The organism is Rubinisphaera italica, from assembly GCF_007859715.1.
GTDB lineage: Bacteria > Planctomycetota > Planctomycetia > Planctomycetales > Planctomycetaceae > Rubinisphaera > Rubinisphaera italica.
Genome location: NZ_SJPG01000001.1, coordinates 5,891,068 through 5,912,634, shown reverse-complemented (window position 1 = coordinate 5,912,634; position 21,567 = coordinate 5,891,068). Strand labels below are relative to the sequence as shown.

At 49.1% G+C, this 21,567-nt stretch carries 19 protein-coding genes; 6 read left to right on the top strand and 13 right to left on the bottom strand.

Annotation, left to right across the window (positions count from 1 at the left end):
- Positions 1-157 precede the first annotated feature (157 nt).
- Positions 158-3,031, top strand: a complete 2,874-nt coding sequence (locus Pan54_RS22515) for a protein kinase domain-containing protein (protein ID WP_146505699.1) — start codon at positions 158-160, stop codon at positions 3,029-3,031.
- 125 nt (positions 3,032-3,156) lie between these two features.
- Complete coding sequence (locus Pan54_RS22510) at positions 3,157-4,293, top strand: EAL domain-containing protein (protein WP_146505698.1); 1,137 nt, start codon at positions 3,157-3,159, stop codon at positions 4,291-4,293.
- Positions 4,294-4,381: 88 nt separating this feature from the next.
- Here the strand turns inward: Pan54_RS22510 and Pan54_RS22505 are convergent, their stop codons facing one another.
- From Pan54_RS22505 to Pan54_RS22485, 5 genes are all read right to left on the bottom strand, one after another.
- Positions 4,382-5,791: a sulfatase gene (locus tag Pan54_RS22505; RefSeq protein WP_146505697.1), complete on the bottom strand. Its 1,410-nt coding sequence runs from the start codon at positions 5,789-5,791 to the stop codon at positions 4,382-4,384.
- Between the two features lie 171 nt (positions 5,792-5,962).
- On the bottom strand, positions 5,963-6,754 hold the full coding sequence (locus Pan54_RS22500; protein WP_146505696.1) for a C1 family peptidase: 792 nt from the start codon (positions 6,752-6,754) through the stop codon (positions 5,963-5,965).
- Positions 6,755-6,878: 124 nt separating this feature from the next.
- The gene (locus Pan54_RS22495) at positions 6,879-7,400 is read right to left on the bottom strand and encodes a hypothetical protein (protein ID WP_165441927.1); all 522 of its coding nucleotides are present in this window, start codon (positions 7,398-7,400) and stop codon (positions 6,879-6,881) included.
- 72 nt (positions 7,401-7,472) lie between these two features.
- Positions 7,473-7,706 carry a hypothetical protein gene (locus tag Pan54_RS22490; RefSeq protein ID WP_146505694.1) on the bottom strand — a complete coding sequence of 78 codons (234 nt, stop codon included), beginning with the start codon at positions 7,704-7,706 and terminating at the stop codon, positions 7,473-7,475.
- A 151-nt stretch (positions 7,707-7,857) separates the two neighbouring features.
- Positions 7,858-8,235, bottom strand: a complete 378-nt coding sequence (locus Pan54_RS22485) for a hypothetical protein (RefSeq protein WP_146505693.1) — start codon at positions 8,233-8,235, stop codon at positions 7,858-7,860.
- Positions 8,236-8,426: 191 nt separating this feature from the next.
- On the opposite strand from Pan54_RS22485, the gene Pan54_RS22480 reads away from it, so the two are divergent.
- Both Pan54_RS22480 and Pan54_RS22475 read left to right on the top strand, forming a co-directional pair.
- Positions 8,427-8,954: an NADPH-dependent FMN reductase gene (locus Pan54_RS22480; RefSeq protein ID WP_146505692.1), complete on the top strand. Its 528-nt coding sequence runs from the start codon at positions 8,427-8,429 to the stop codon at positions 8,952-8,954.
- Between the two features lie 294 nt (positions 8,955-9,248).
- Positions 9,249-9,710, top strand: coding sequence for a VOC family protein (locus tag Pan54_RS22475; RefSeq protein ID WP_146505691.1), 462 nt, complete (start codon positions 9,249-9,251; stop codon positions 9,708-9,710).
- Positions 9,711-9,938: 228 nt separating this feature from the next.
- On the opposite strand, the gene Pan54_RS22470 is transcribed toward Pan54_RS22475, so the two are convergent.
- The 3 genes from Pan54_RS22470 to Pan54_RS22460 all read right to left on the bottom strand — a co-directional run bounded on the left by Pan54_RS22470 (position 9,939) and on the right by Pan54_RS22460 (position 13,160).
- A complete protein-coding gene (locus tag Pan54_RS22470; RefSeq protein WP_146505690.1) occupies positions 9,939-10,736 on the bottom strand; it encodes a hypothetical protein in 798 nt (265 codons plus the stop codon).
- Positions 10,737-11,236: 500 nt separating this feature from the next.
- Positions 11,237-11,632 (bottom strand): hypothetical protein, encoded by a 396-nt coding sequence (locus tag Pan54_RS22465; protein WP_146505689.1) that lies wholly within the window; start codon positions 11,630-11,632, stop codon positions 11,237-11,239.
- 895 nt (positions 11,633-12,527) lie between these two features.
- The gene (locus Pan54_RS22460; protein WP_146505688.1) at positions 12,528-13,160 is read right to left on the bottom strand and encodes a hypothetical protein; all 633 of its coding nucleotides are present in this window, start codon (positions 13,158-13,160) and stop codon (positions 12,528-12,530) included.
- A 544-nt stretch (positions 13,161-13,704) separates the two neighbouring features.
- On the opposite strand from Pan54_RS22460, the gene Pan54_RS22455 reads away from it, so the two are divergent.
- Together Pan54_RS22455 and Pan54_RS22450 are read left to right on the top strand one after the other, a co-directional pair.
- A complete protein-coding gene (locus tag Pan54_RS22455; RefSeq protein ID WP_146505687.1) occupies positions 13,705-14,016 on the top strand; it encodes a hypothetical protein in 312 nt (103 codons plus the stop codon).
- A gap of 326 nt (positions 14,017-14,342) precedes the next feature.
- Positions 14,343-14,915, top strand: coding sequence for a helix-turn-helix domain-containing protein (locus Pan54_RS22450; protein WP_146505686.1), 573 nt, complete (start codon positions 14,343-14,345; stop codon positions 14,913-14,915).
- A 580-nt stretch (positions 14,916-15,495) separates the two neighbouring features.
- On the opposite strand, the gene mscL is transcribed toward Pan54_RS22450, so the two are convergent.
- The 5 genes from mscL to tssH all read right to left on the bottom strand — a co-directional run bounded on the left by mscL (position 15,496) and on the right by tssH (position 21,554).
- Entirely contained in the window at positions 15,496-16,014 is a 519-nt protein-coding gene (gene mscL, locus Pan54_RS22445; RefSeq protein WP_146505685.1) for a large conductance mechanosensitive channel protein MscL, read from the bottom strand.
- Positions 16,015-16,169: 155 nt separating this feature from the next.
- Entirely contained in the window at positions 16,170-17,270 is a 1,101-nt protein-coding gene (locus Pan54_RS22440; RefSeq protein ID WP_146505684.1) for a Gfo/Idh/MocA family protein, read from the bottom strand.
- A complete protein-coding gene (locus Pan54_RS22435; RefSeq protein WP_146505683.1) occupies positions 17,267-18,112 on the bottom strand; it encodes a phytanoyl-CoA dioxygenase family protein in 846 nt (281 codons plus the stop codon). Before Pan54_RS22435 ends, Pan54_RS22440 begins: the two co-directional genes overlap by 4 nt.
- A 205-nt stretch (positions 18,113-18,317) precedes the next feature.
- Positions 18,318-18,815 (bottom strand): Hcp family type VI secretion system effector, encoded by a 498-nt coding sequence (locus Pan54_RS22430; RefSeq protein WP_146505682.1) that lies wholly within the window; start codon positions 18,813-18,815, stop codon positions 18,318-18,320.
- A gap of 75 nt (positions 18,816-18,890) precedes the next feature.
- On the bottom strand, positions 18,891-21,554 hold the full coding sequence (gene tssH, locus Pan54_RS22425; RefSeq protein ID WP_146505681.1) for a type VI secretion system ATPase TssH: 2,664 nt from the start codon (positions 21,552-21,554) through the stop codon (positions 18,891-18,893).
- Between the last annotated feature and the right edge of the window lie 13 nt (positions 21,555-21,567).

Genomic DNA, 21,567 nt, shown 5'->3' with positions numbered 1-21,567 from the left:
CAATAAATCCTCAGAATCGAAAACTTCGCCACGATCTTTAGAAATCGTCGTAATTATGTCTTCCCAGATAGGCATTTCCCGTCAATAGCTCTCCTGCGAACTAAGTTTGAATACAGATCAAACTTGGATCTAGCGTGCTCATGGAGAGTTTACCAATATGACAGTCACCAATCTGGACCACACCAATGCCAGTTCACATTTCGTGAAAAACGGCGTTGACGAGATTGATAATTGCGAAGTTACAGGGCAGATTGAAACTGATCCCCGGATATCGCACGGCATGGCTCCCGTTTCGCGGAATGCCCAACAACTTCAGCAAATTGGTACTTACCGGATCATCAAAAAGTTGGGTGCTGGCGGGATGGGTGCGGTCTATCTCGGTATTGATGAACGTGACAACTCCAAAGTCGCTATCAAAGTACTTACTCAAGATGCGGAACCTGATCTGGATGCCGTCCGTCGTTTTGAAAAAGAAGCCAAACTGCTTGGCGAGGTAAATCATCCTCACGTTTCTAATTTGAGAGATGCGGGCGAATGGAATGGCGTTTTTTACCTCGTGATGGACTATGTCAACGGGATCGATCTCAAAGTTCTGCTGGCCGTCGAACGAAAACTTTCCGAGTACTTGGCGCTGGGGATCATTCGAGACATCTGCGATGCCCTGGCCGAAGCCCACTCACGCGGCATTGTTCATCGTGATATCAAACCCGCTAATGTGATGCTGGTTGTTGAAGAAGTTCCCGGACAGGAAGCGGTCCATACGTTATCCGAATTGATTCGCGGCGGTCATCATCCGATGGTCAAGTTGACCGACTTCGGTCTGGCTCGGCACGTTGACCAGTCCGAATCGATGGCGATGACCAAAACGGGAGCCATGCTTGGCACCCCGTATTATCTCTCGCCGGAACAATGCTCAGGACAGTACAAAATCAGTCCGGCGACCGACATTTACGCATTGGGTATCACCCTGTTTCAAATACTGGCTGGCAGGCCGCCGTTCCAGGCTCCCGATCCGGTCAAACTGATTACGATGCACAGCTTCGAAGAAGCACCCGATATTCGTAAGCACAATCCCGAAGTCAGCGATGGCGTGGCTGCTCTCATTGAACGCTGCCTGCAGAAAACTCCCGATCAACGCTTTGCCGATGGGGCTCATTTACGCGATGAAATCGATCGATTATTGCGTGGAGAAACCAACGATGTGGCCATTCATCCCATCGTGCCTGAGGTTAAGTCTCAAATCACAGAAGCCGTCTGGGAATGGGATTTGAAATCGACTCCACAAGAACTCTGGCCACATGTCTCCAATACCGAACGCATCAATCAGGCAATCGGTTTACCGTCTGTCGATTATCAAACGGAACGGGACGAGAATGGGCAGCTACGAAGATTCGGGTCTTTCAAATTGGGCTTCTCTAAACTCACTTGGGAAGAACATCCCTTTGAATGGGTGGAAGGAAAACGCCTAGGAGTTCTTCGCGAATTCAAGAATGGCCCATTTCACTGGTTTGCCAGCATTGTCGAACTACAGCCCTTATCGGATGGTGGCACAAAATTACTGCATCGAGTCCGCGTAGCCACGCGAGGCATGTTGGGACGCTTCCTGGCTCACCTTGAAGTCAACGTCAAAGGCCGCAAAAACCTCGATCAGGTTTACAAGCGGATTGATTCTGTCATCGCGAAGAAATCAAAACAGGTCAACCTGGAAGATCCTTTTGAGTCTCCCGCCAAGCTCACCAGATCAATCCAGCAGCGGATACAGTCTCGCGTTGAACGACTGGATTCAACACAAGTGGACCAGGAATCTCTTGATTATTTAATCCGGCATCTGACAGATTCTCCTGCTCAGGAACTCGCACGAATTCGCCCGTATGCGATTGCAGAAAAGTGGGGATTGGACAAACAGATGTTTTCCGAAACCTGCCTGCAGGCGTGCACAGTTGGTCTGCTCGAATTGCACTGGGATATCCTTTGCCCGACATGCCGAATCTCATCGGACATTAAAGACACCATCGCTGACATCGACAAACACTCTTACTGCGAAGCCTGTGACCTGGAATTTGAAACCGACTTTCAGAACGCAATCGAGCTTTTTTTCCGAGTTCATCCGGAAATCCGCAAAGCCGATTTGAAGACTTATTGCATTGGCGGTCCCGAACATGCTCCGCATGTCGTCGCTCAGGCGCGGATGTCTCCGGGTGAAAAACTCGAATTCGATCTCGCATTGGACGCCGGCACTTACACATTGCGAGGACCACAACTTCCGTACACCGCACAATTTATTGCCGAATCGAATCAGGGGGCGATCCGAACTTCACTGAAACTCTCTCAAAAGTTTGACACTCGCTGCAAAACAAGACTCCAGGCTGGTCGTCAACTTTTCACACTCGAAAACGGATATGAAATACCATTGCTGGTTCGACTGGAAAGAACCGTTCTCAATCAGAATGTTCTGACTGCAGCCGATGCAAGCCGAATTGCGATGTTCCGAGAACTGTTCCCAGATGAAGTTCTTTCCCGAGAACAACTGACCGATTACACAACCTGTACATTACTCGGGATTCGCATCACTGATCTCGAAGCCTTGTTCGAAGCTTCCAGTGAATCTGGTGCATTTCGGATGTTGTCGCAGAAATTTGAAAAGTTGTGTCAGTCAGTTGTTGCCTGTCGCGGACAGGTCATCAAGCAAGCGGAAGATCGTATTCTAGCCGCGTTCCCAGAAACGAATGATGCACTGGAGTTGACTCATACCCTGCTGAAAGAACAACAGACCAGAGAATTCAAGATGGCACTCGGCGTCACTTTACATCGAGGCACCACCATGACGACGACCATGAATGGTCAAATGGATTATTTCGGACGCTCCGTCACCACTGCGAATCAAATGCTCGAACGAGTAGTCGCCGATGGATTACTGCTCTCTTCATCGCTGGCACAGGATATCGAAGTGACACAGGGATTGAAGAAGATGAACGTCTTTCCGGAAAAATCAGGCGGACAATCCGATCGAGTCTTTCGGCTCAAATCGTAGTGAATGGAAGAGCGAACATTTCCTCGAATCAAAATTTAGACAATTAAACACTGCGTTGGCTCTCTTCGTGAATACGAAGTACGTTTCCGACAAACACCTGAAGCAATCCTGAGAAGGTAAAAGTCATGATTATCAACGACATTATGGAAAAGAATGGTATAAAATCAGGGAGTCACGAGTCGCACGTGGACTGGTTTCTTGAAGGCTGTTTTCAGCCGGATGCCAGCACATCCCGCGTCGCAATTACGCGTTCTCCTTTCACGATTGGTCGACGTAACACCAACGATTGCAGTATTGGCTCCCAGAAAGTCTCGGGACAGCACGCACAACTGATCACCGTCGGCGATAAAATCTTTGTCCGCGATATGAACAGCACGAATGGAACGTTCGTCAACGGGAATCGCATCATTGTCGATACCCCATTGGCTGCGAGCGATTATCTGCAATTTGCCGATATGGAATTCCAACTGGGACGCCATCAGGAGCAACGTAACGACCAGACGATTGTCTTTGATGAACCTGAAACTGGTTGGCAGATCTCGAAGATGAATCAGGTCGTCCAGGAGCAGCAATTCCGCATGGTCTTCCAGCCGATTGTCACTGCTGTAGGGGATTCGTTATACGGCGTCGAAGCTTTGTTGAGATGCCATATTGCTGGCTTCGAATCGCCAATCATGTTGTTCGAAATCGCTTCTCGACTCGGGCTCGCAGAACGATTAAGTGATGCCGCTCGTTACAAAGCAGCGATGGCAATTGCGCCACAACATCCCGCCAAACGGCTCTTTCTGAATACTCATCCGAATGAACAACTCGGGCAGAAATTGATTAACTCACTGTCGAATTTACGCTCATGGGTTGGGGATTGGAGCATCGTTCTCGAAATCCATGAAGCAGCTGTTCCCGACTTGGCAACAATCCGAGAGTTTCAGGCACGATTGAAGGATTTAGACATCGAAATCGCCTACGATGATTTCGGAGCGGGGCAGTCTCGACTAAAAGAATTGACAGAAGTTCCACCAAATATCGTCAAATTCGATCGCACAATTGTCGACGGACTTGCAACAGCATCCACACAACACCGAGCAATGGTGCAATCTCTTGTTAACGTCTGTCATGAGAACAATATCATTACACTCGCTGAAGGTATTGATAATGGCGAAGACAGCGAAGTCTGCCGGGAAATGGGCTTTCAACTCTTCCAGGGATACTACTTTGGTCGCCCTGCTCCATTGGAAATAATACCGGATTCAACAATTCAATAAATCGAAGGAATCATGAGCAAACCGGTGGCGTCCTGGCCGACTCTGCTATCGGTATGCAGTCAACACTGCATTTATTGCATGGTTTCTCTTATTGACGCGATCTGGTTTGATCAAGTAAAGCCCGCAATTTCGGTTGCTCCCGTTTCCCTAGTTTCGAGCCAATGACATTCTTCATTTCCTGTGGATCATTCTCGTGATCGTACAACTCAGTCGCGATCACGGAACCATCTTCATAGTCTCGCCATTCGGTATAACGGAAGCGAGGAGTCCGAATCGAATATCCCATCGCCTCTGGGGCTTCACCCGGTTTCGGATAAGCCGGTCGACAATGCTGCGTCAAAGCGGCAGCTTGAACGCTTCCTGCAGGATCCTCAAATAAAGGTCGTAAACTCACACCTTCCAGGCCGCTGGCAGGTTGTTCGAGTCCGCACAGATCGACAAGTGTCGGGTAGACATCCAGCAACTCGACAATCGCTGACGTTCGCATTGCCTCGGTTTGTCCAGGAAGAGAAATAATCATCGGAACACGGGCATCGAGTTCGAAATTGGATGTCTTCGCCCAGAGTGTTTTCTCGCCCAGATGAAATCCGTGATCGGACCAGAATACGACAAGTGTACTCTCCCGCAATTTGAGACGATCCAATTCATCGAGCACTTTTCCAATTTGTGCATCGACAAAACTGGTCGCCGCATAATATCCATGCCGCAAGGCTCGCTCCTCTTCCAGAGTCGGTCGCCCGTCGGGACGATCTTTGAAGCCTCTGAGAATTTCCCGACCATCGTGCATGGCAATACCTGGCACGTTTGTCGGTTGATCTCGATTCATCGCCAGTTCAATCTCACTCCGTTCATAAAGATCCCAGTATTTCTTCGGCGGATTGAACGGCGCATGAGGTTTCCAGAATCCAACCGCCAGAAAAAACGGTTCGTCCTTCACCTCGTTCATTGCCTCGACCGCTAATTGAGCGATGCGGCCATCAAAGTAAGCTTCATCCGGGACATCCATCATTTCTGTTCGGGGCACCTCGGATAGATTCCTGGGCAACTTCCCTTCAACGAGCGGCTTGTCATTGCCATGTGAATTAAAATGCATCACAGCTGGCACAGACCAGGAAGCAGCATCTCCTTTGTATTCAACCTGAATCCAGTTATGGAATATCTTGCCAACATCCCGTGTTTCATAACCCGATTGCATAAAATGTTGCGGCAACGTCACTACATCGGGAACCCGTTCCCGAAAATGAGTTGGCAAATCGTGAATCTGCAAGGTGTCAAGTCCCAACCCAGTCAACATTGAAGCGCGAGACGGATTGCAAACCGCCTGCTGACAATAAGCCTGTTCAAACAAAAGCCCCCGACTGGCCAGCTTGTCGATATTGGGGGATTTCACGACAGTATCGCCATAACATCCCAACTCAACTCGCAAATCATCAACCGCAATGAACAAGACATTCGGTTTCTCTGCAGCCTGCATCCATGCAGCGGATGATGCAACCATTAGAGATGTCAGGATACAAAAGGTCGTCCGTCTAAAGTTGATTCTTGTCACGATGACTCCTTCGCCTGATGATACTCAAGCTCTGCCATTCAGTATTAAAAGCTGTTCACACATCTGAGCATGACATTTCATCTCCATTCTGGCAATTCTGACAGGAATGTCGAATCGTGTTTAACCCAGTATTTGCATGGTGTCATACTTCCAGGAACGAGGTTCCGGTTGCTCAATCTCAGAGACGGCAAAGAACTCTGAATACCGTGAACGAATCATCGAATCGACCGCACGGGCATGCCATTTCGCCCAGCCGCGATTACCCCATCGATCAGACCAGCTATTGAGCATGTAGAAGTAATCTCCCTCATAACCCAGAAGACAAATCGCATGCCCGCCTCCGTTATTCTGTACGCGATACGTATCCAACACAGGCTTATCCATCGACTGATCCCACAGGATTCCCAAATAAATCGGATATCCAGATCCAATCGCCAGTCGACATTCTTCAGCGGAGTTCACAGGCGTATGCGCTAACAACTGGTGCTGCTCAGCAGCCTCCCAGCAAGCCTCGGGAATCGTGGAGACATATCGTCCGGGAAAAGGAAACAGATGATCTGGACAATTCCCATATTGTCGGGAAGCCTTGATACCGCCGCTGATCGTCGCTCCTGTATCGCTTCCCAGGAGATTGTCAGCCTTCTGTCCGGTCAGATAGCTGAACATCGGCGAGAACGAAATTCCCTGCCCACCAATTCCATTGGACAAAGCCTCCATACAATAGGACCGGGAGAAACCGGAACAAGCTCCTACCTGCCCCTGATCTTTCACCTCAATCTTCCCTCGCGGATCCACCTTTTCCGGCAACTCCGCCGCTTTCAAATACGAAAACTTCACAGCCGCCCCGTACAAAAACGTCTGATCTTCAAGATCATTCCGCCAACCTTTTGCTCGTTCAATTGATTCTGTCACTCTCTGTTTTCCTTTTCGTTTCCTACGACATACTGTCTGTCCAGAGGCTAGTGACCAGAGGGCTTCGAGCTATCATTAAAACTCTCACCCCTAATCTCTAACCACTAACCTAATTTGCCTCTCATCACTGACCACTCAAACCCTGTTTCCGCCAATACTCAGCCGCCACCTGCGGACTCCACTTCTCTCCTCCGATCTCAGCCGCATCGCGATTCAAAATTATGAAAGCGTGTTCCCGAATGGCTTTCGACTGTTGCTGTAGAAAAAGATTGGTTTCCATCTCGGTCGACAGTTCACCCGTTTCCAATTTGTCAGCCACTTCCAGGAACAACGCTTTCAATCCTTCGTCATAGTTTTTCAGCACACGTTCGATAGCCGTCTCTGCAGATGTGTTCGGATCATCTTGATGATCTCCATCTGCGTGATGCCCATTACCTGCTGGCAGGCATCCCAGGACCAAAACCAGCAAGCCAATTCCAATCAATTTCATTGATGCCCCTCCCAATTCTGGTTCTGAAGATGTTGTGCAATTAATTGATCGAGCAGAGTTTTCCACTGCGAACTCAACAGGCTGATCAGCGTAGTACTTAGCCAACAGACCAATGGCAGCAAGATCGACAGCAGTCCATAAGAAACAGTCAGCCAATGCCATCCTGCTCGCTCAAAACAGATTCCGAACAGCACGCATATGCCACCGAATCCGTAACAACCAAATAACTTAATAACGCTCGGCATAGTCAGTCAGCCAATCTTTGAAGGTCACCAGAGCCGGGCCAATGATGCCGGTCAGTATCAAGGAAATCGCTCCGTTATCCGTGTCGAGACTCGGCAGCAATTCCGAAAGATTTCCGACAAACACAACCACTGCCGACAATCCAGCCGTCACCAGCAGGTTCCACAAATCCGCTTTGTCGAGTTCAAACGCTCTCGACTCACCTTTGGCAAACATCATCTCTTTTCTCCTTTTCTTAAAAATTCAACTCTCACTCTTACTCAATCTGGTGGCACGCCCAGAACGTAGTGATGGGCGTGGCGATTACACATGACCACGCTTAAACATCTGGGGGCTGCGCTGCGACCCCAGCCACCCATCGCACAATTCTTCAGTTGATGTGTCGTTGAAACATCTCCTTGGCGATCTCTCCCCACGCATCAAACCAGGCCGACGACTTTCGGCTACTCAGACAAATTTCTTCCAGATCCCGATCCTGTGCACGGATCGCCTCACGGATTTCTTCTGCAGTCTGGGAAATGGCTTTCGTCGAATTGGCAATCATTTCCTGAGCCCGCGCTTCTCGTTCGATGGCTTCCAGCTTTTTCGAGATCCACGATTCAAACGGCCCATGAATCCAAGATGGCGGCTTCCACAACCCGTAAACCATCACCAGAAATGCACCGACCACCAGAAAAATGGCCAACCCATGATTCGCCAAAAACTCACCCGCCTGTTCAATCGTCATCACCATCAATTCAATCCACATCGCAGTTCAAACCGTTCATTCCTGTTCAACTTAAGCCGATCTGGTGCGCTCATTGACAGTCCTTCCCGGGAGATAGACAAATGCCTAACTTGAGACCACTCTCTTAACTGCATAAAATCAATCAGGAATGCTGGTCATGCCACCGGCTTTCCGCTTTCCAACTTCCGCTTTCCAAACATTCCGGATTCCTCATGTATCTCGTTATCGCCTGCAGTTTAAAATCGACCAGTAAAAGCCGACTCCTGGCAGAAGCCGCAGAGCGGAGTCTGCATTCATTGGGACGGGAGGTCGAACTGATCAACCTGCGCGATTTCCCTCTCCCTTTTTGCGATGCCGAGGGTGCGTACGCCGATCCGCATGTGGCGACATTGTCGAAGAAAATCATCGAAGCCGAGGGGATTCTGATCGCCTGTCCGATTTACAATTACGGCGTAAATGCGGCTCTCAAAAACCTGATCGAATTGACAGGCCAGAACTGGCAGGAGAAAGTCATCGGCTTTCTCTGTGCGGCTGGAGGCACCGGAAGCTACATGTCTATCATGGGACTGGCCAACAGCCTGATGCTCGATTTTCGCTGTTTGATATTGCCGAAATTCGTTTATGCCACAGGCAATGATTTTGACGAAACTCGCATTTCCGATGAAGGCGTCGAACAACGCATCTCCGAACTCGGCCACACAATGATCCGCATCTCGTCCGCATTACGCGAAAATCCTTAAGCAGCCAGGAGTAATCGCAGGGGGACCAGGCAGAGTCGTTCGGGTTGCGGAGCAATTAGGCGAGGCACCATGCAGGTTTTAAGTTAATAAGTCTGCGTTGATCACAAAATGGCACACACGATGAATGCATCTTCTCGATTTTATCGCCCCAGCCGCGTTGACCCATCGATAAATAATCGATCAGCATGTATTATACTAAATGTCAAACACTAATGGACGGAAAGCGATGTCTGTCTATTTATTTTTTCGTGTCACACCAACCTCACATCTGATAACCCGATTGTCAACAGCGATATGCCTTCATTACAAAAGTGCGAGTTTGTCCCTTATCTCTCCATCACCGACGCCACGAGAGCTGTCACGTTTTATTCAGATGTTTTTGGCGTAACTCCGTACTTATTGCTAAACATGCCAGATGGGCGAGTCATGCACTGTGAATTTCGAGTAGGGGCCTCCCGATTCTTTATCAGTGAAGAGCTCCCGGAGCATGGTGGCACACCAAGTCCAACTCGACTTGGTGCTACAAGCGTGGCGATTCATCTGTACGTTGATGACTGTGATTTAATGGTGGAAACGATGAAAAAGAACGGCTCAACGGTTTTAATGGAACCAACAGATGTGTTCTGGGGCGAGCGTTTTGCACGCGTTCGTGATCCTTTCGGGCACGAATGGGGAATAACGACTAAACTACGTGAAATGACGTCCCATGAAATCCGCGCTGCTGCCGAACAAATGTTTGCCGAGATGTCCGAGTAGATTGTGACACGTTGTACGCAGGGTGGCCCGGCACGACTTTATAAATATGTGGGTAAAGACAAGCCGCCAAATTCGGTCGGGCCACCCTGCTATCGGATTGTGGAGTAAAAAATATTCCGCCGTGTGTGTTCAAGTTGCAAAGTCTGGTTTAATCACAAAACGGCACACATGATGACTGCATCTTGTCGATTTCATCGCCCCAGCCGAAGCGGCTGGGCCACCTGCGCATCAGTGAAAGTATCGCTGGCCAAGTTCAATGGCAAGCGTTGTAAAGGGCGGTTCGTGTGGAAGTGCAATGTCGGTTTCAAGATCGAAGTATGATGAAACGCGAGTGTTACCTAAGCCGAGCCCCCACAAAAAGAGCTCGAACCCATATCGTGTTGGCCAGTAGAAACGAAAGGGAACATCGAAATCAGATTGCTTTTGTGGTTCGATTACTTCAATTCCGCGTTCGCAAAGGCCTTTCATTTCCAAACCGAGAAATGAGTGAAACGAAATGTCATCGCTTGGCTCATCAGTTGAGTACTCCATGCCGGCAAGATAACCCGACTCGGGGATTGCCACCGAAATAGTGTCCTGTTGATACCAATAGCTGAGGTCTTGGTCGTATGGACGTTGCGAACGGACGATTACGGCATAAATCAGATAGTGTGTCCGCAGCTGATAGGTTGATAAGGCGTTGATTTCATTGAGGTAGAAAGTCCCGCGATCATCCCGTGCGATGTCACCCTTAGATGACGCGAGCACGCCACCAAGATACTCCGCCATCAAGGGATCGTCGCACAAGCGAGCTTCGTCGAATACGCGTTTGAGCACGCGAGGATTGACGACGCCGGGTTCATCTGCTCGCGAACCTAGTTTGTGAAGTGCGATTCTGAAGACGTTGTCGAGGTTGATATTGCACCGCTCGACGAGATTCTTGATTTCGCCACCGACGTAATCAGCTGATGGTCCAAGGAGCTTTGTCAGCAGTTCCTTAGACCCAAGTACAGTTAGGCCTGCGCCAACTGTTGTCAGTGGGTCCATTCATGCACTCCTTTGGCAAATAACTAATTGATAGGCAGAATTGACTTCTGTCTAATAAAGTTTGATATTCTGTATAGCACATTTTTCATTATCGACTGATGAATCGATATCTGTCAACCAGTAGTGCAGTAGGGTGCGTCGTGACGCACCTTTCACTCGAAGTTCTTGAAATCGTCTCCATACCATTCCGCGTGGCTGCCCCAATTGGGTGCATACTCTCCAAGTTTAACATATCGCAGGGTGGCCCGACCGCTTCGGTGGGTTGCGGAACGCAAAGATATTCCGCCATGCGTGCTCAAGTTGCAAAGTCTGGTTTGATCACAAAATGGCACGCATGATGACTGCATCTTGTCGATTTCATCGACCCAGCCGAAACGGCTGGGTTACCCGCGGAGTCGACGGGCAGTTCCAGATCGACGACGCCCGCACCAAACTGAAACGGCTCTACCCAAAAACTAAGAGTGGATGACGCAGTAGGTCAATTCTTGTGAATGCAAAGTTTAAGTGCGTCTTAGTTTTCTCCGTTGAAAAATAACGGGAAGTGAAATAAGACCAAAGAAAAACTCAAGAGTTATCGCCGTACCGGTTTCGGTAAGTATCACGCAATCCGTCACACCATTGTTGATGAAACCTTCCCTCTTCACAATTACAACAAATCCTGACGTTGCCATACTCGACACTGCTTGTCCACAAGAAATCGATGCCACAGTATCGGCAATTCCAACGTGCGTACTCGTCAACTGGAAAAGCAGAATCAGGGCTGTACGCCATTTCACCCGAGGCACCGCAGCCGTTGGGGCAGTACCATCTAGCCGTGCAAATGTGCATATAGCCAAGGCAATGCTTACATACAGTTTTTTTTCTTGTAAACCATCCCATGAAGCAACCTTGTTCAAATAAGCCGCAATTAATCTGAATTAAGCGATCGGAAGTCAGCTAATGATGTAGACCTACTTGTGAAATCTTGTGAAATTGATTTCACCGCCATCCGAGTCGTTTCAAAGAAAAAGCCAGAAACCCTTGTGGTTTATGGCTTTATAATTACACCCGAGAGGATTCGAACCTCTAACCTTCGGTTCCGTAGGTCTGAGTGCTAGGCCATAAAATGCAGAATATGTAGGTTTTCAGCTCGATTGACTTTCCACAGTTTACATGAAATGCATAGAATTACGAGGGGTTTCCTGCATCGTTTCCTGCAAATGGGAAGAATATTCATTTAGTATATACTAAACCCACGGCCTATGGACTTCGCCCCTGAAAGACTCTGTCGGACCAGCAAGATTATTTTCAAAAAGTAGATTACTAAGATAATGTTAATTGTATATTCGATTGATCTCGGTTTTCAAATGACTGACTTGGACAGGACATTGTGGAGTCAGTAAAATGTAATTGGTTTCACAATTCTGTGGTAGAAAGTTGATATTGAATTCAAATAGACCCAGAACGATTACCTCGTGTTACGGGACAGGCCAAAGCCACGGATTGTGTCCGTGGTCGATTACAAGTTATGCCCCTCTGTCCAATTTTGAGTGACATGTGGTGTTGTCTCACATCGAACTTGCCCAGAAAATGCCCCCAAGAGGGGTGAACGCAGGGTGGCCCGACCGCTTCGGTCGGGTTGCGGAGCAAAAAGATGGAGGCGCCATCCGGATTCAATTTGCAAAGACCGGTTTGATCACAAAATGGCCCACACGATGACGGCATCTTGTCGATTTCATCGACCCAGCCGAAACGGCTGGGCCACCCGCCACAAGAGGTTTCGGTTTGAGGATTGGGTTTCCTGCTGACTTCTTACGTCTTCCAATTTTCCTTACAACCTCGAAATGTGAAATCAGATGTCATATGGTCAACCATGCAGGCACCATTTTTCAAAAGTGAACATGCGTCCGGTAATGCATTTATACATTGTATAATGCTGCTGTGACAGATTTGATGATCAAATTCGGTTTTATTCTTCCCCTTACGATTATCAAAGACAGTGGGAAATTTACGAATCCAACGTTCGAATCTTCCGCAAATTCTCGCTAATTCCGGAAAGACCTTTTTGAGATTAATCGTGGGGAACCAGAGTGATCCAGCCGCCCAGTATTTTCCATCTCGTAAATATGGCAACTTCAATCCTGCAGTAGGTGATTTTTGAGGATCTATCATGCGACATTGAGGGTGTAGCTCGATGTCCCTTTTCGTCAAAATGGCTTGTCTCCAATAGCTCGTATTTTCCTCATATTCACTCAGGTTAATTGGATCAGGCCAATATACCGTTGGCCCAATTGTGGGGAACACGATAGCGCATTCAGAACCATTCGTTGAAAAATCTTCGATGTTGTGCACCTTGTCCACTGATTGAGCTCCGGCCTTTACGAGCCAGTCTAAGATCAACGAAATATCTTTATCGGTGGCAAACCAGGTATGCGAAGTAGCCATCAAATTCTCCGACGAATAAATTTTAATTGACTAGCCATATTCAGTTTATCAAGTCTCAGCAGTATGAACTGACGCGTGAACATATTGCAATAAGCTATCCGAATGAAGTTCAATTTGACTCTACGTCCAGTTTCGTCAGGCAATGCCTGACCTACAGTCTGAATTCTGAATTCCGCCACACTTCCACAAACCTCCTGTGGCTGCGCCATCCAGAGAACTCTGCGAAATTCTCTGGGCGCCCCGGTCTATCAAGTGCTCTCTTCCTTTTATCTATGCCCATCCGTGTGCATCCGTGGTTCCTCCTCTTTTCCTCTCCTGGAACACTCCCGCCCAAACAGGTTCGCTGAAAATTTTTCAAAATTGGTTTGACTCTCTCTGGAAAGCGTTTTGCCACCTGGGTTGTTCGTAAGTGTCTATTAATTAGGCATTTGCGGAATTCACGTCCTTCTCGGCAGATCGAAACGAATTCTCCAGTCATTTCGGATTGACACGTTCTGACGCGCTTTTGGCCAACAGGTTCAAGATTGGGTGTCAAAAATACCGAATGAGATACTTAGACGGCTGGAATCAATTCCGACATGGTTTGGTTCGTGTCTCTTGGGTTTCAAATCGGTTTTCGATTTGGCCCTCAAGTACCACGAATCGCGGCTCAGGCCAAAACCTGCTGGTGTTGATTCCGACGATTGCAGGGAAGCGATCGTATCTTTTGGAAGCTGTCATGGAGGGGGGAAACTTGCCTGAATACTGTTGTATTCACGGGACACTCCATCAAGGACGAGACCACTATTACTATTGGATGATCAGCATGGGGATGCTGAGACTTTCAACCGGACTCATTTGTCTGGTCACACGGTAATAGCATGAATATGGGACCTATCCCATTTCAGTTCGGTCGACTCAATTCTCTCCTGTCATGGCGATGGACAAAAGAAATATACGAGCCCACGTATGTTAGTCGTTTCCCTGTTCGAGAATTCAGAGAGATCTGTATTCGAACAAGTTGAAAACGTGTGAGGCAACACCATCGAGTTATAAGACCCTGACCCTGAGAGTACCCTGAATCATGTCCGGTGGACACTGCCATGGAAACATTGGCACGGATGCCGACCATCGACAGCGGGGGCTTCCTTTGCAGTGAATTGTTCGCTGTAGAGTGGCATAAGTGTGATTGGAGAGCCCGTAATGAGGACAATCTTCACAACTGGACAGGTTGCAAAAATCTGTAAAGTTGCTCCAAGAACCGTAAGTAAATGGTTCGACTCTGGTCGACTCCGCGGTTATCGAATTCCCGGTTCACAAGACCGACGAATTCCCCGCGAGCATTTGATCAGATTTTTGAAAGAACATGGCATGCCTCTCGGCGAGCTGGAAGATGAAGCGATGGGCAAACTGCTCCTCGTTGGCATCGAAGGCCCGATCCGTACGATGCTTGGCGAAGTTCTTCCTTTGGAGGATTTTAAACTGGAATCCGCCGCAAGTGGATTTGAAGCCGGCATTCAAGCAGAATCGCTGCACCCGGATGGAGTCATCATCGACTTCGCCATGGGCCGCAACGAAGCTCTGATGATTGCCCAGAACCTGCGAAAAAATGCTGATTACAACGACACCGTGCTCGTTGGACTGATCAGCGACGACGACAGTGCCAGCGGTTTCGATCGCACACTGTTCAATGAAACGTTCCGTAAACCGTTCGATATTGCCCTCTTGGCAGAACGTGTGCGGACACTGATCACCCGGAAAAAAGCAATTGCCTGAACCCGGTTGGAATGATTCCAATCTCCAGTCAATTGATCAGGTCAGACATCGCGTATCATGGATGATACGCATGACTCGACCATTTTCAAATGATTACTGCAGACGCGCGGATATCAAATAACGGCGAAATGCTGTGTTTGCTCCTACCGTATCGCTGCAGATAATATTCGAAAGTGTTCAAGACCGCCTCCCCCCGGCAATCGATCAAACACGAAAACCCGACCCTAACCTTCGGCCAACCCCGCAGGTTCGGTAAGGGTTTTTTTGTGCGCGCTGGTGTAATGAATACAAGCACGAAGCGCAAGCGAGTGTGTTGACCGTGTTTGACACACTCGCTTGCGCTTCGTGCTTGTAAGCTTAACTCACAGTTGTAGGTCAGGCACTGCCTGACGAATTGTGCGTTCAACCCAGATAGAAGTCAGGCACTGCCTGACCTACATCTTGTTGAACAACGGATGAAATCTTGCCTCGATGGTTAATCGTTTCCCCTCATCCGCCCTTCGGGCACCTTCTCCCCCGGGGAGAAGGAAAGCAATTACCTTATTGATGCTTCTGGTTTCAACTATTCACCCACAACGACTCACGCTGTCGCAGCACCCTCAACTGGCTCCAGTTCCGAAGTACAATTCGGGCAGCGACTGGCTCGGAAAGGGATGACCGTTCGGCAATGAGGACACTTCTTATCGGAGGGTTCTTCCGGTGGCGGGGGGTCTTCATCGAAGACATTGTCGAGTTTTTCGTCAACGCGGTTGATGAGACGAATCACAATGAAGATGGCAGCCGAGACGATCAGTAGTGAGAGACAGTTGTTGATAAATACGCCATAATTGAGCGTGACCGCTCCGGCTTCCGTAGCTGCTCCCAGGCTTGCATATCCCCCTTCAGGAATCTGCCCTCCTTCTGGTGGGGCAAGTACGGCGTACAGATCTGAAAAATCCGTGCCGCCGGTTAATAAGCCAATTGGTGGCATGAGAATATCGTTCACGAACGATTTTACGACCGTCGTGAAGGCTGCTCCGACCGTAAATCCGATTGCCAGATCGAGCATGTTGCCACGGAGCGTAAACTTTTTAAAATCCTGAACAATTTTCCAGACCATGATCGCCCTCGATTACTCTGTGTGAAACTGCAGTCCTGATCACTTAGTCGTTACCAAGAGATTGTCCTTCTTGAAATGATCTTATTGTATTCCAACTGGAATGCGAGAGCTGAAATCGAATTATGAAAAGGGAATCCTAACTGATATTGGAGTAATTAAAGTGATTTCGGATCAATAGCCCGATGCTGCTGGGCGGAAAGATAGCACGCCTCGACCATTGCCATCGTTTTGAGATTATCTCGACCATTCAACACTGGTTGAATTCCCTGCTCTAACGCACATAGCAGTTCGCACATCGGTCCTGCGAAGGCATCGGGAAACCAGACATCGTCCCAGCGGGGGCGAAACCAGTTGTCAGGGTTCTGCTTCGTCACATATTCGATTGTACTCGGGCAGCGCTCGGGATACTTCGGCCAGCCAATGGTTCCTTGAGCGAGCCCTGCGGTTCCTTCAATTCTCCAGTTGATTCCATGATCGGCCCCTGCTCCTTCCGTCATTGGACCAGCCCAAACATCGTCCCAACTGCAGGCCCGCAAGCCGTTTTCGTATTCGAGGATATAAGTGCAGATGCCATCGACATGAGTGAACTTTTCGGAGGTGCGGGGATCGGTTCGTAAGCTCGCAAAAATTCGTGAGGGCATACCGAACCAGTAGCGGAATGTATCAAGGTGATGGATCGACATGATTCGCAATGTCAACCAGCCGAGCCGTTCCTGCCAGGGCATCCAATGGGGGACGGCTCTCATATCGATGGTCGCAAACACCGGTTCGCCGAGAGCATTCTGTTGAAGTAATGACTTCGCTGCCAGAACCGACTGGTCGTAGCGCATATTCTGATTGACAGCCAGTGTGACTCCGGCTGCCTCACAGAGTTCGACAATCTCTCTCGCCTCTGCCAGATTCATGCCCAACGGTTTTTGAGCGAGAATGCCGCGAATGTGTTTGTGCTGGATAACTTCTCGAATGATGTCGAACTGCACATCGGGTGGGACGGCAATGTCGATGATCGGAATCGACTCATCTGCCAACAATTGCTGATGTGTCGCGTACGATTTCATCCCATGTCGCTTTGCAACTGCGGCGACTTTATCCGGCGAGCGGGATGCTATCGCAACAGGATTGAGGCCGTTTGCTTTGTAAGCAGGAATTTGACAATCGGCCATGATGAAGCCAGATCCGATGCAGCCGATGGGAATTGAGCGATCTTCTGGCAAAATCGGTTTCGTCTGCAATTCATACTCACCTGGCTGACTCATCCGTGCTCTCCGACTTCACCGATTACACGGCTCGTTCTGTCTTCCGCCTGCTTGAGAAACTGACTTTGTCTGGAAGCGGTTTTGACACCCGTTTCTCGAATCGCGGAGTCCGGCAATTTGCTCAGTGGTGTGTAGCCGGGATGGTGATGGGGAATAAGTGGATCGTTTGTTTTCGTGTTGTAGCAGCAAATTAACCCCCAGCGGGGTGAGTCGCTCAAATTCGGATCGGATCGATGCAGCAGATTGCCATCAAAAAAGAGAGCCGTGCCTGCTTTCATTTCGCAATAGAGGAGCGGGAAGCGTTGTTTCGCCAGTTCGACCCGATCAAGATCGGCTCCGGTCTGTTCGCCTTCAAAGTGATGATCGATCCGCCCCATGCGATGCGAACCGGTCAACACCTGCATGCAGCCGTTTTCTTTAGTCGCGGGATCGACCGCAATAAACACGCTGGCCATCGTCGGCAGCAGGCAACCGTTCTTGTACCAGTAGCCATAATCCTGATGCCATTCCCAGGCGCCACCAACACGAGGCTCTTTGGCACTCAACTTAGAATGATAGTGGTAGACTTCATCGTTGAGCAGTTGTTCCATCCGAGTGACAACCCGCTCACTCCGCGCGATCACGCCATAGATGTCGTCGCCGGGATGATTCCAGAGTGAAAGATTCGTCTTCCGCCCAGCAGCATCTTTGACATCCATCGCGGCTTTCTGCAGGATCGCATCGTTATGACTGGCCTGCTGAAGTAGCGAAGCTTCTTCGGGATTGAGAAAGTCTTCGATCAGTAAAAAGCCATCTTGCTGATACTGTTCGATTTCAGCAGAAGAAAAATGGGAACTGATCATGCTGATATCCATATTTTCTGAAAGGACCACAACGCATCAATATTGTTCGATACCATGATTCCTATCATAAGGATTACGAGTATGATCACAACACTTAGAACTCGGAGGCCTGCTTAGCCTATTTGAAAATGGACAAATAAAAAACCTTCGGAAAATTGTAATGATCTTCCGAAGGTTGATTGAATTCTTCTGATCACTCAGCAGATTAACCACCAGTATTTTCAACAACACTCCACTTCCCAGTGATATCGCCAGCAGCTTTCCCAGTTTTCTGATCGGTGACTGTATAAGTCCATTCGATTTCGCCGTAGTTGAAGGATACGACTTCGGTCGGGACGCTGCGTTCGCCAGTCATATCTCCTTGAACGGAAATATCGGCGACGATCACGTCCTTCATTTCGTAAACCATATACAACTGTTTGTCGCCGGTGGCTCTGCAGAGTTCCATACGAACTGTGGCAATCGAAGCTCCTGTATTCAAAGAGACGGCCAGCTTCGGGCTCGATTTGTCGAGGTCTTTTGTGACAATGAACAGTCCGTGATTGGCTCGTTCTGAAGCGCGAGCTCCTGAGCTACTTGCGGTATCACTGATTTTCTGCGCCATTGTGTGACTGTAATCGATAATTTCGATCCAGTCTTTGTGCTTGGAATCAGTACTTTCGCCAGGAATTCCGTCAATCTGCAAAAACGCATCAAAAGCCATGTCGTGCTCCTCTCAGTGCCAGGTTAAATTTCGATCATTCCAACAAAGGTAGTTCGAAGTAAGTCGTCAGCCAGATTATTGAATGTCGTAGGTGAACTGATCGTCCTCTGCGACGTCGATCTTAGCGGTTGTAATAGTCTTTCCGGTAGCCAGTGCCGATAAAAACTCGGTGCTCAACTCGGGTAGCATTGTGCCATTCAAAATGTTATCGACATTTCGAGCTCCACTGGCCACTTCCTGACATCGACTCAAAATACTATCGACCACAGCCGGTGTGTATTCGAGAGTCGCCCGGTGATTATCCTGCACGCGATTTACCACCTTCTTCAATTTCAGATGAATAATATTCCGCAGAACATCTTCGGATAATGGGAAGTAAGGAATCAACGTGCAGCGACCAAGGAAGGCTGGCTTGAATGTTTTCATCAACTCCTGATGCAGTGCAGCGGTCAAACCTTCGGCATTCGGCATCGTGTCGGGATCTTCACATAATTTTGTGATGAGATCCGTCCCCGCATTCGAAGTCATGATGATGACGGTATTCTTGAAATCGATATCCCGACCTTCGCCATCACGCAGAATACCTTTGTCGAAGACCTGATAGAAAATCTCCTGCACCCCTTCGTGCGCTTTTTCCAGTTCATCGAGCAGAACCACGCTGTATGGTCGACGTCGAACCGCTTCTGTCAGAATGCCCCCTTCGCCATAACCAACGTAGCCGGGAGGCGATCCCATCAGCAGGGAGACTTTATGCTCTTCCTTGAACTCCGACATATTAATCGTCGTCATGTTCTGCTCGCCGCCGTAAAGCAACTCGGCCAGGGTAATTGCCGTTTCGGTTTTCCCCACACCACTCGGCCCGGCCAGCATGAAGACGCCAATTGGTCGCTGCGGATCTTTCAATTTCGCGCGGGAAGTTTGTACGCTTTTGGCAATTGCAGACAATCCATGAGATTGACCAACAACGCGGCCTTCCATCCGATCTTTCAGATGCAGAATGTTCGAAATTTCATCCGAAACCATTCGCCCGACAGGAATTCCCGTCCAGTTGGAAACGACTTCGGCAATCGCCTGGGAGTCGACACAGACATGCACCAGCGGAGCATCCCCCTGAATCGTATCCAGTTTTTCGTTAAGTGCTTTCAGGGAATCCAACGTGACTGGTTTCGCATCCGCGTCTTTCTCTTCGCCTTCAGAAGGACCATTCATCAACTGTTCCCGTGCATCTCGAATTTCCTGCACGAGTTCGAGTTCGCTTTTCCAGCGTTCTTCGATCGCCTGCAGATCAGCGGTGACGGCTTCTTTTTCGGCAATCAATTCTTCGATTTCTTCCTTGTGGTCGCTCCCCGCTGCCGATTCTCGTTCGAGAATTTTAATCGCTACATCGAGCTGCTCTTCACGTCGGTGCAAATCGGTTACTTGACCGGGAGTCGCCTGATAACTCATCGCCACACGAGCACAAGCCGTGTCAATCAGACTGACCGCTTTATCAGGAAGGTGTCGCCCGGAAATGTATCGTTTGGACAACACAACCGCATCGCGAACCGCTTCATCGAGAATGCGCACATGATGGTGCTTCTCCAGAACATCGACGATACCACGAATCATTTCAATGGCTGATTTTTCGGGCGGTTCACCGACTTGTACGACCTGAAAGCGACGAGCCAGAGCCGCGTCTTTCTCGAAGTACTTTTTGTATTCCGCCCAGGTGGTCGCAGCGATCGTTCTTAACTCACCACGTGCCAAAGCCGGTTTAAGCAGGTTCGCGGCATCGCCCTGTCCCGCAGAACCGCCAGCTCCGATCATCGTGTGTGCTTCATCGATGAACATAATGATTGGCTGAGGTGAGGATTTCACTTCATTCAGTACCGACTTTAATCGATTTTCGAACTCACCTTTCACTCCAGCTCCTGCCTGCAACAATGCCAGATCGAGCGATCGCAAAGAAACATTTTTCAACGGCTCGGGAACATCTCCTGCTGCGATGCGAAGTGCGAAGCCTTCCACCGCAGCCGTTTTACCGACACCCGGCTCTCCCACTATAATTGGATTGTTCTGCCGACGGCGAGTCAGAATATCGACGACCTGACTGATTTCTTCATCACGTCCGAGCACAGGATCGATCTCACCCTGACGGGCACGTTCCGTCATATCGACCGTGAATTGATCGAGCGAAGGTGTTTTCGATACACCTCCCGGCTTGACCGGCTGCCCACCTGAAGAAGGGCGGGCGGTCTTTGAAGAAATTGCTTCACCACCCGCTTCACGAGATTCAGGTAACAGGACAGAAAGTTGGCTCAATAATTGTGGGGCAGTGATTTGCTTCAGTTCACTGGATGCACCCGCGACGGTTCGACCAAGCGTTTCATCCGCCAGTATCGCGGCCAGCAAATATCCAGTACGAACAAGAGAACTGCCGTACTCGACGGAACCTAGAATCCAGGCTTCACGAATTGCTGTGATCAAATCCGGAGACAATGCTGGCGGGCGGGCGTTTCCAGTTTTAAACCGATCCATAGACGAGGTCAACTCCTGCAACACGCGGGCGGGGTTAACATCGAACTGTTTGAAAATGATGGTGAGATCGGTATCGGGTTCTTCAACCAGTTTATAGAGCCAGTGTTCCAGTTCGACATTATAATTTGTCCGCGACAAACAAAGCCCAGCTGCTCCTTCAAGTGTTCGCTGCGTTGTCGGATTGAGCTTACCAACCAGTGATTTGAGATTGACGCTGACCATCGAGTTGTTTTCC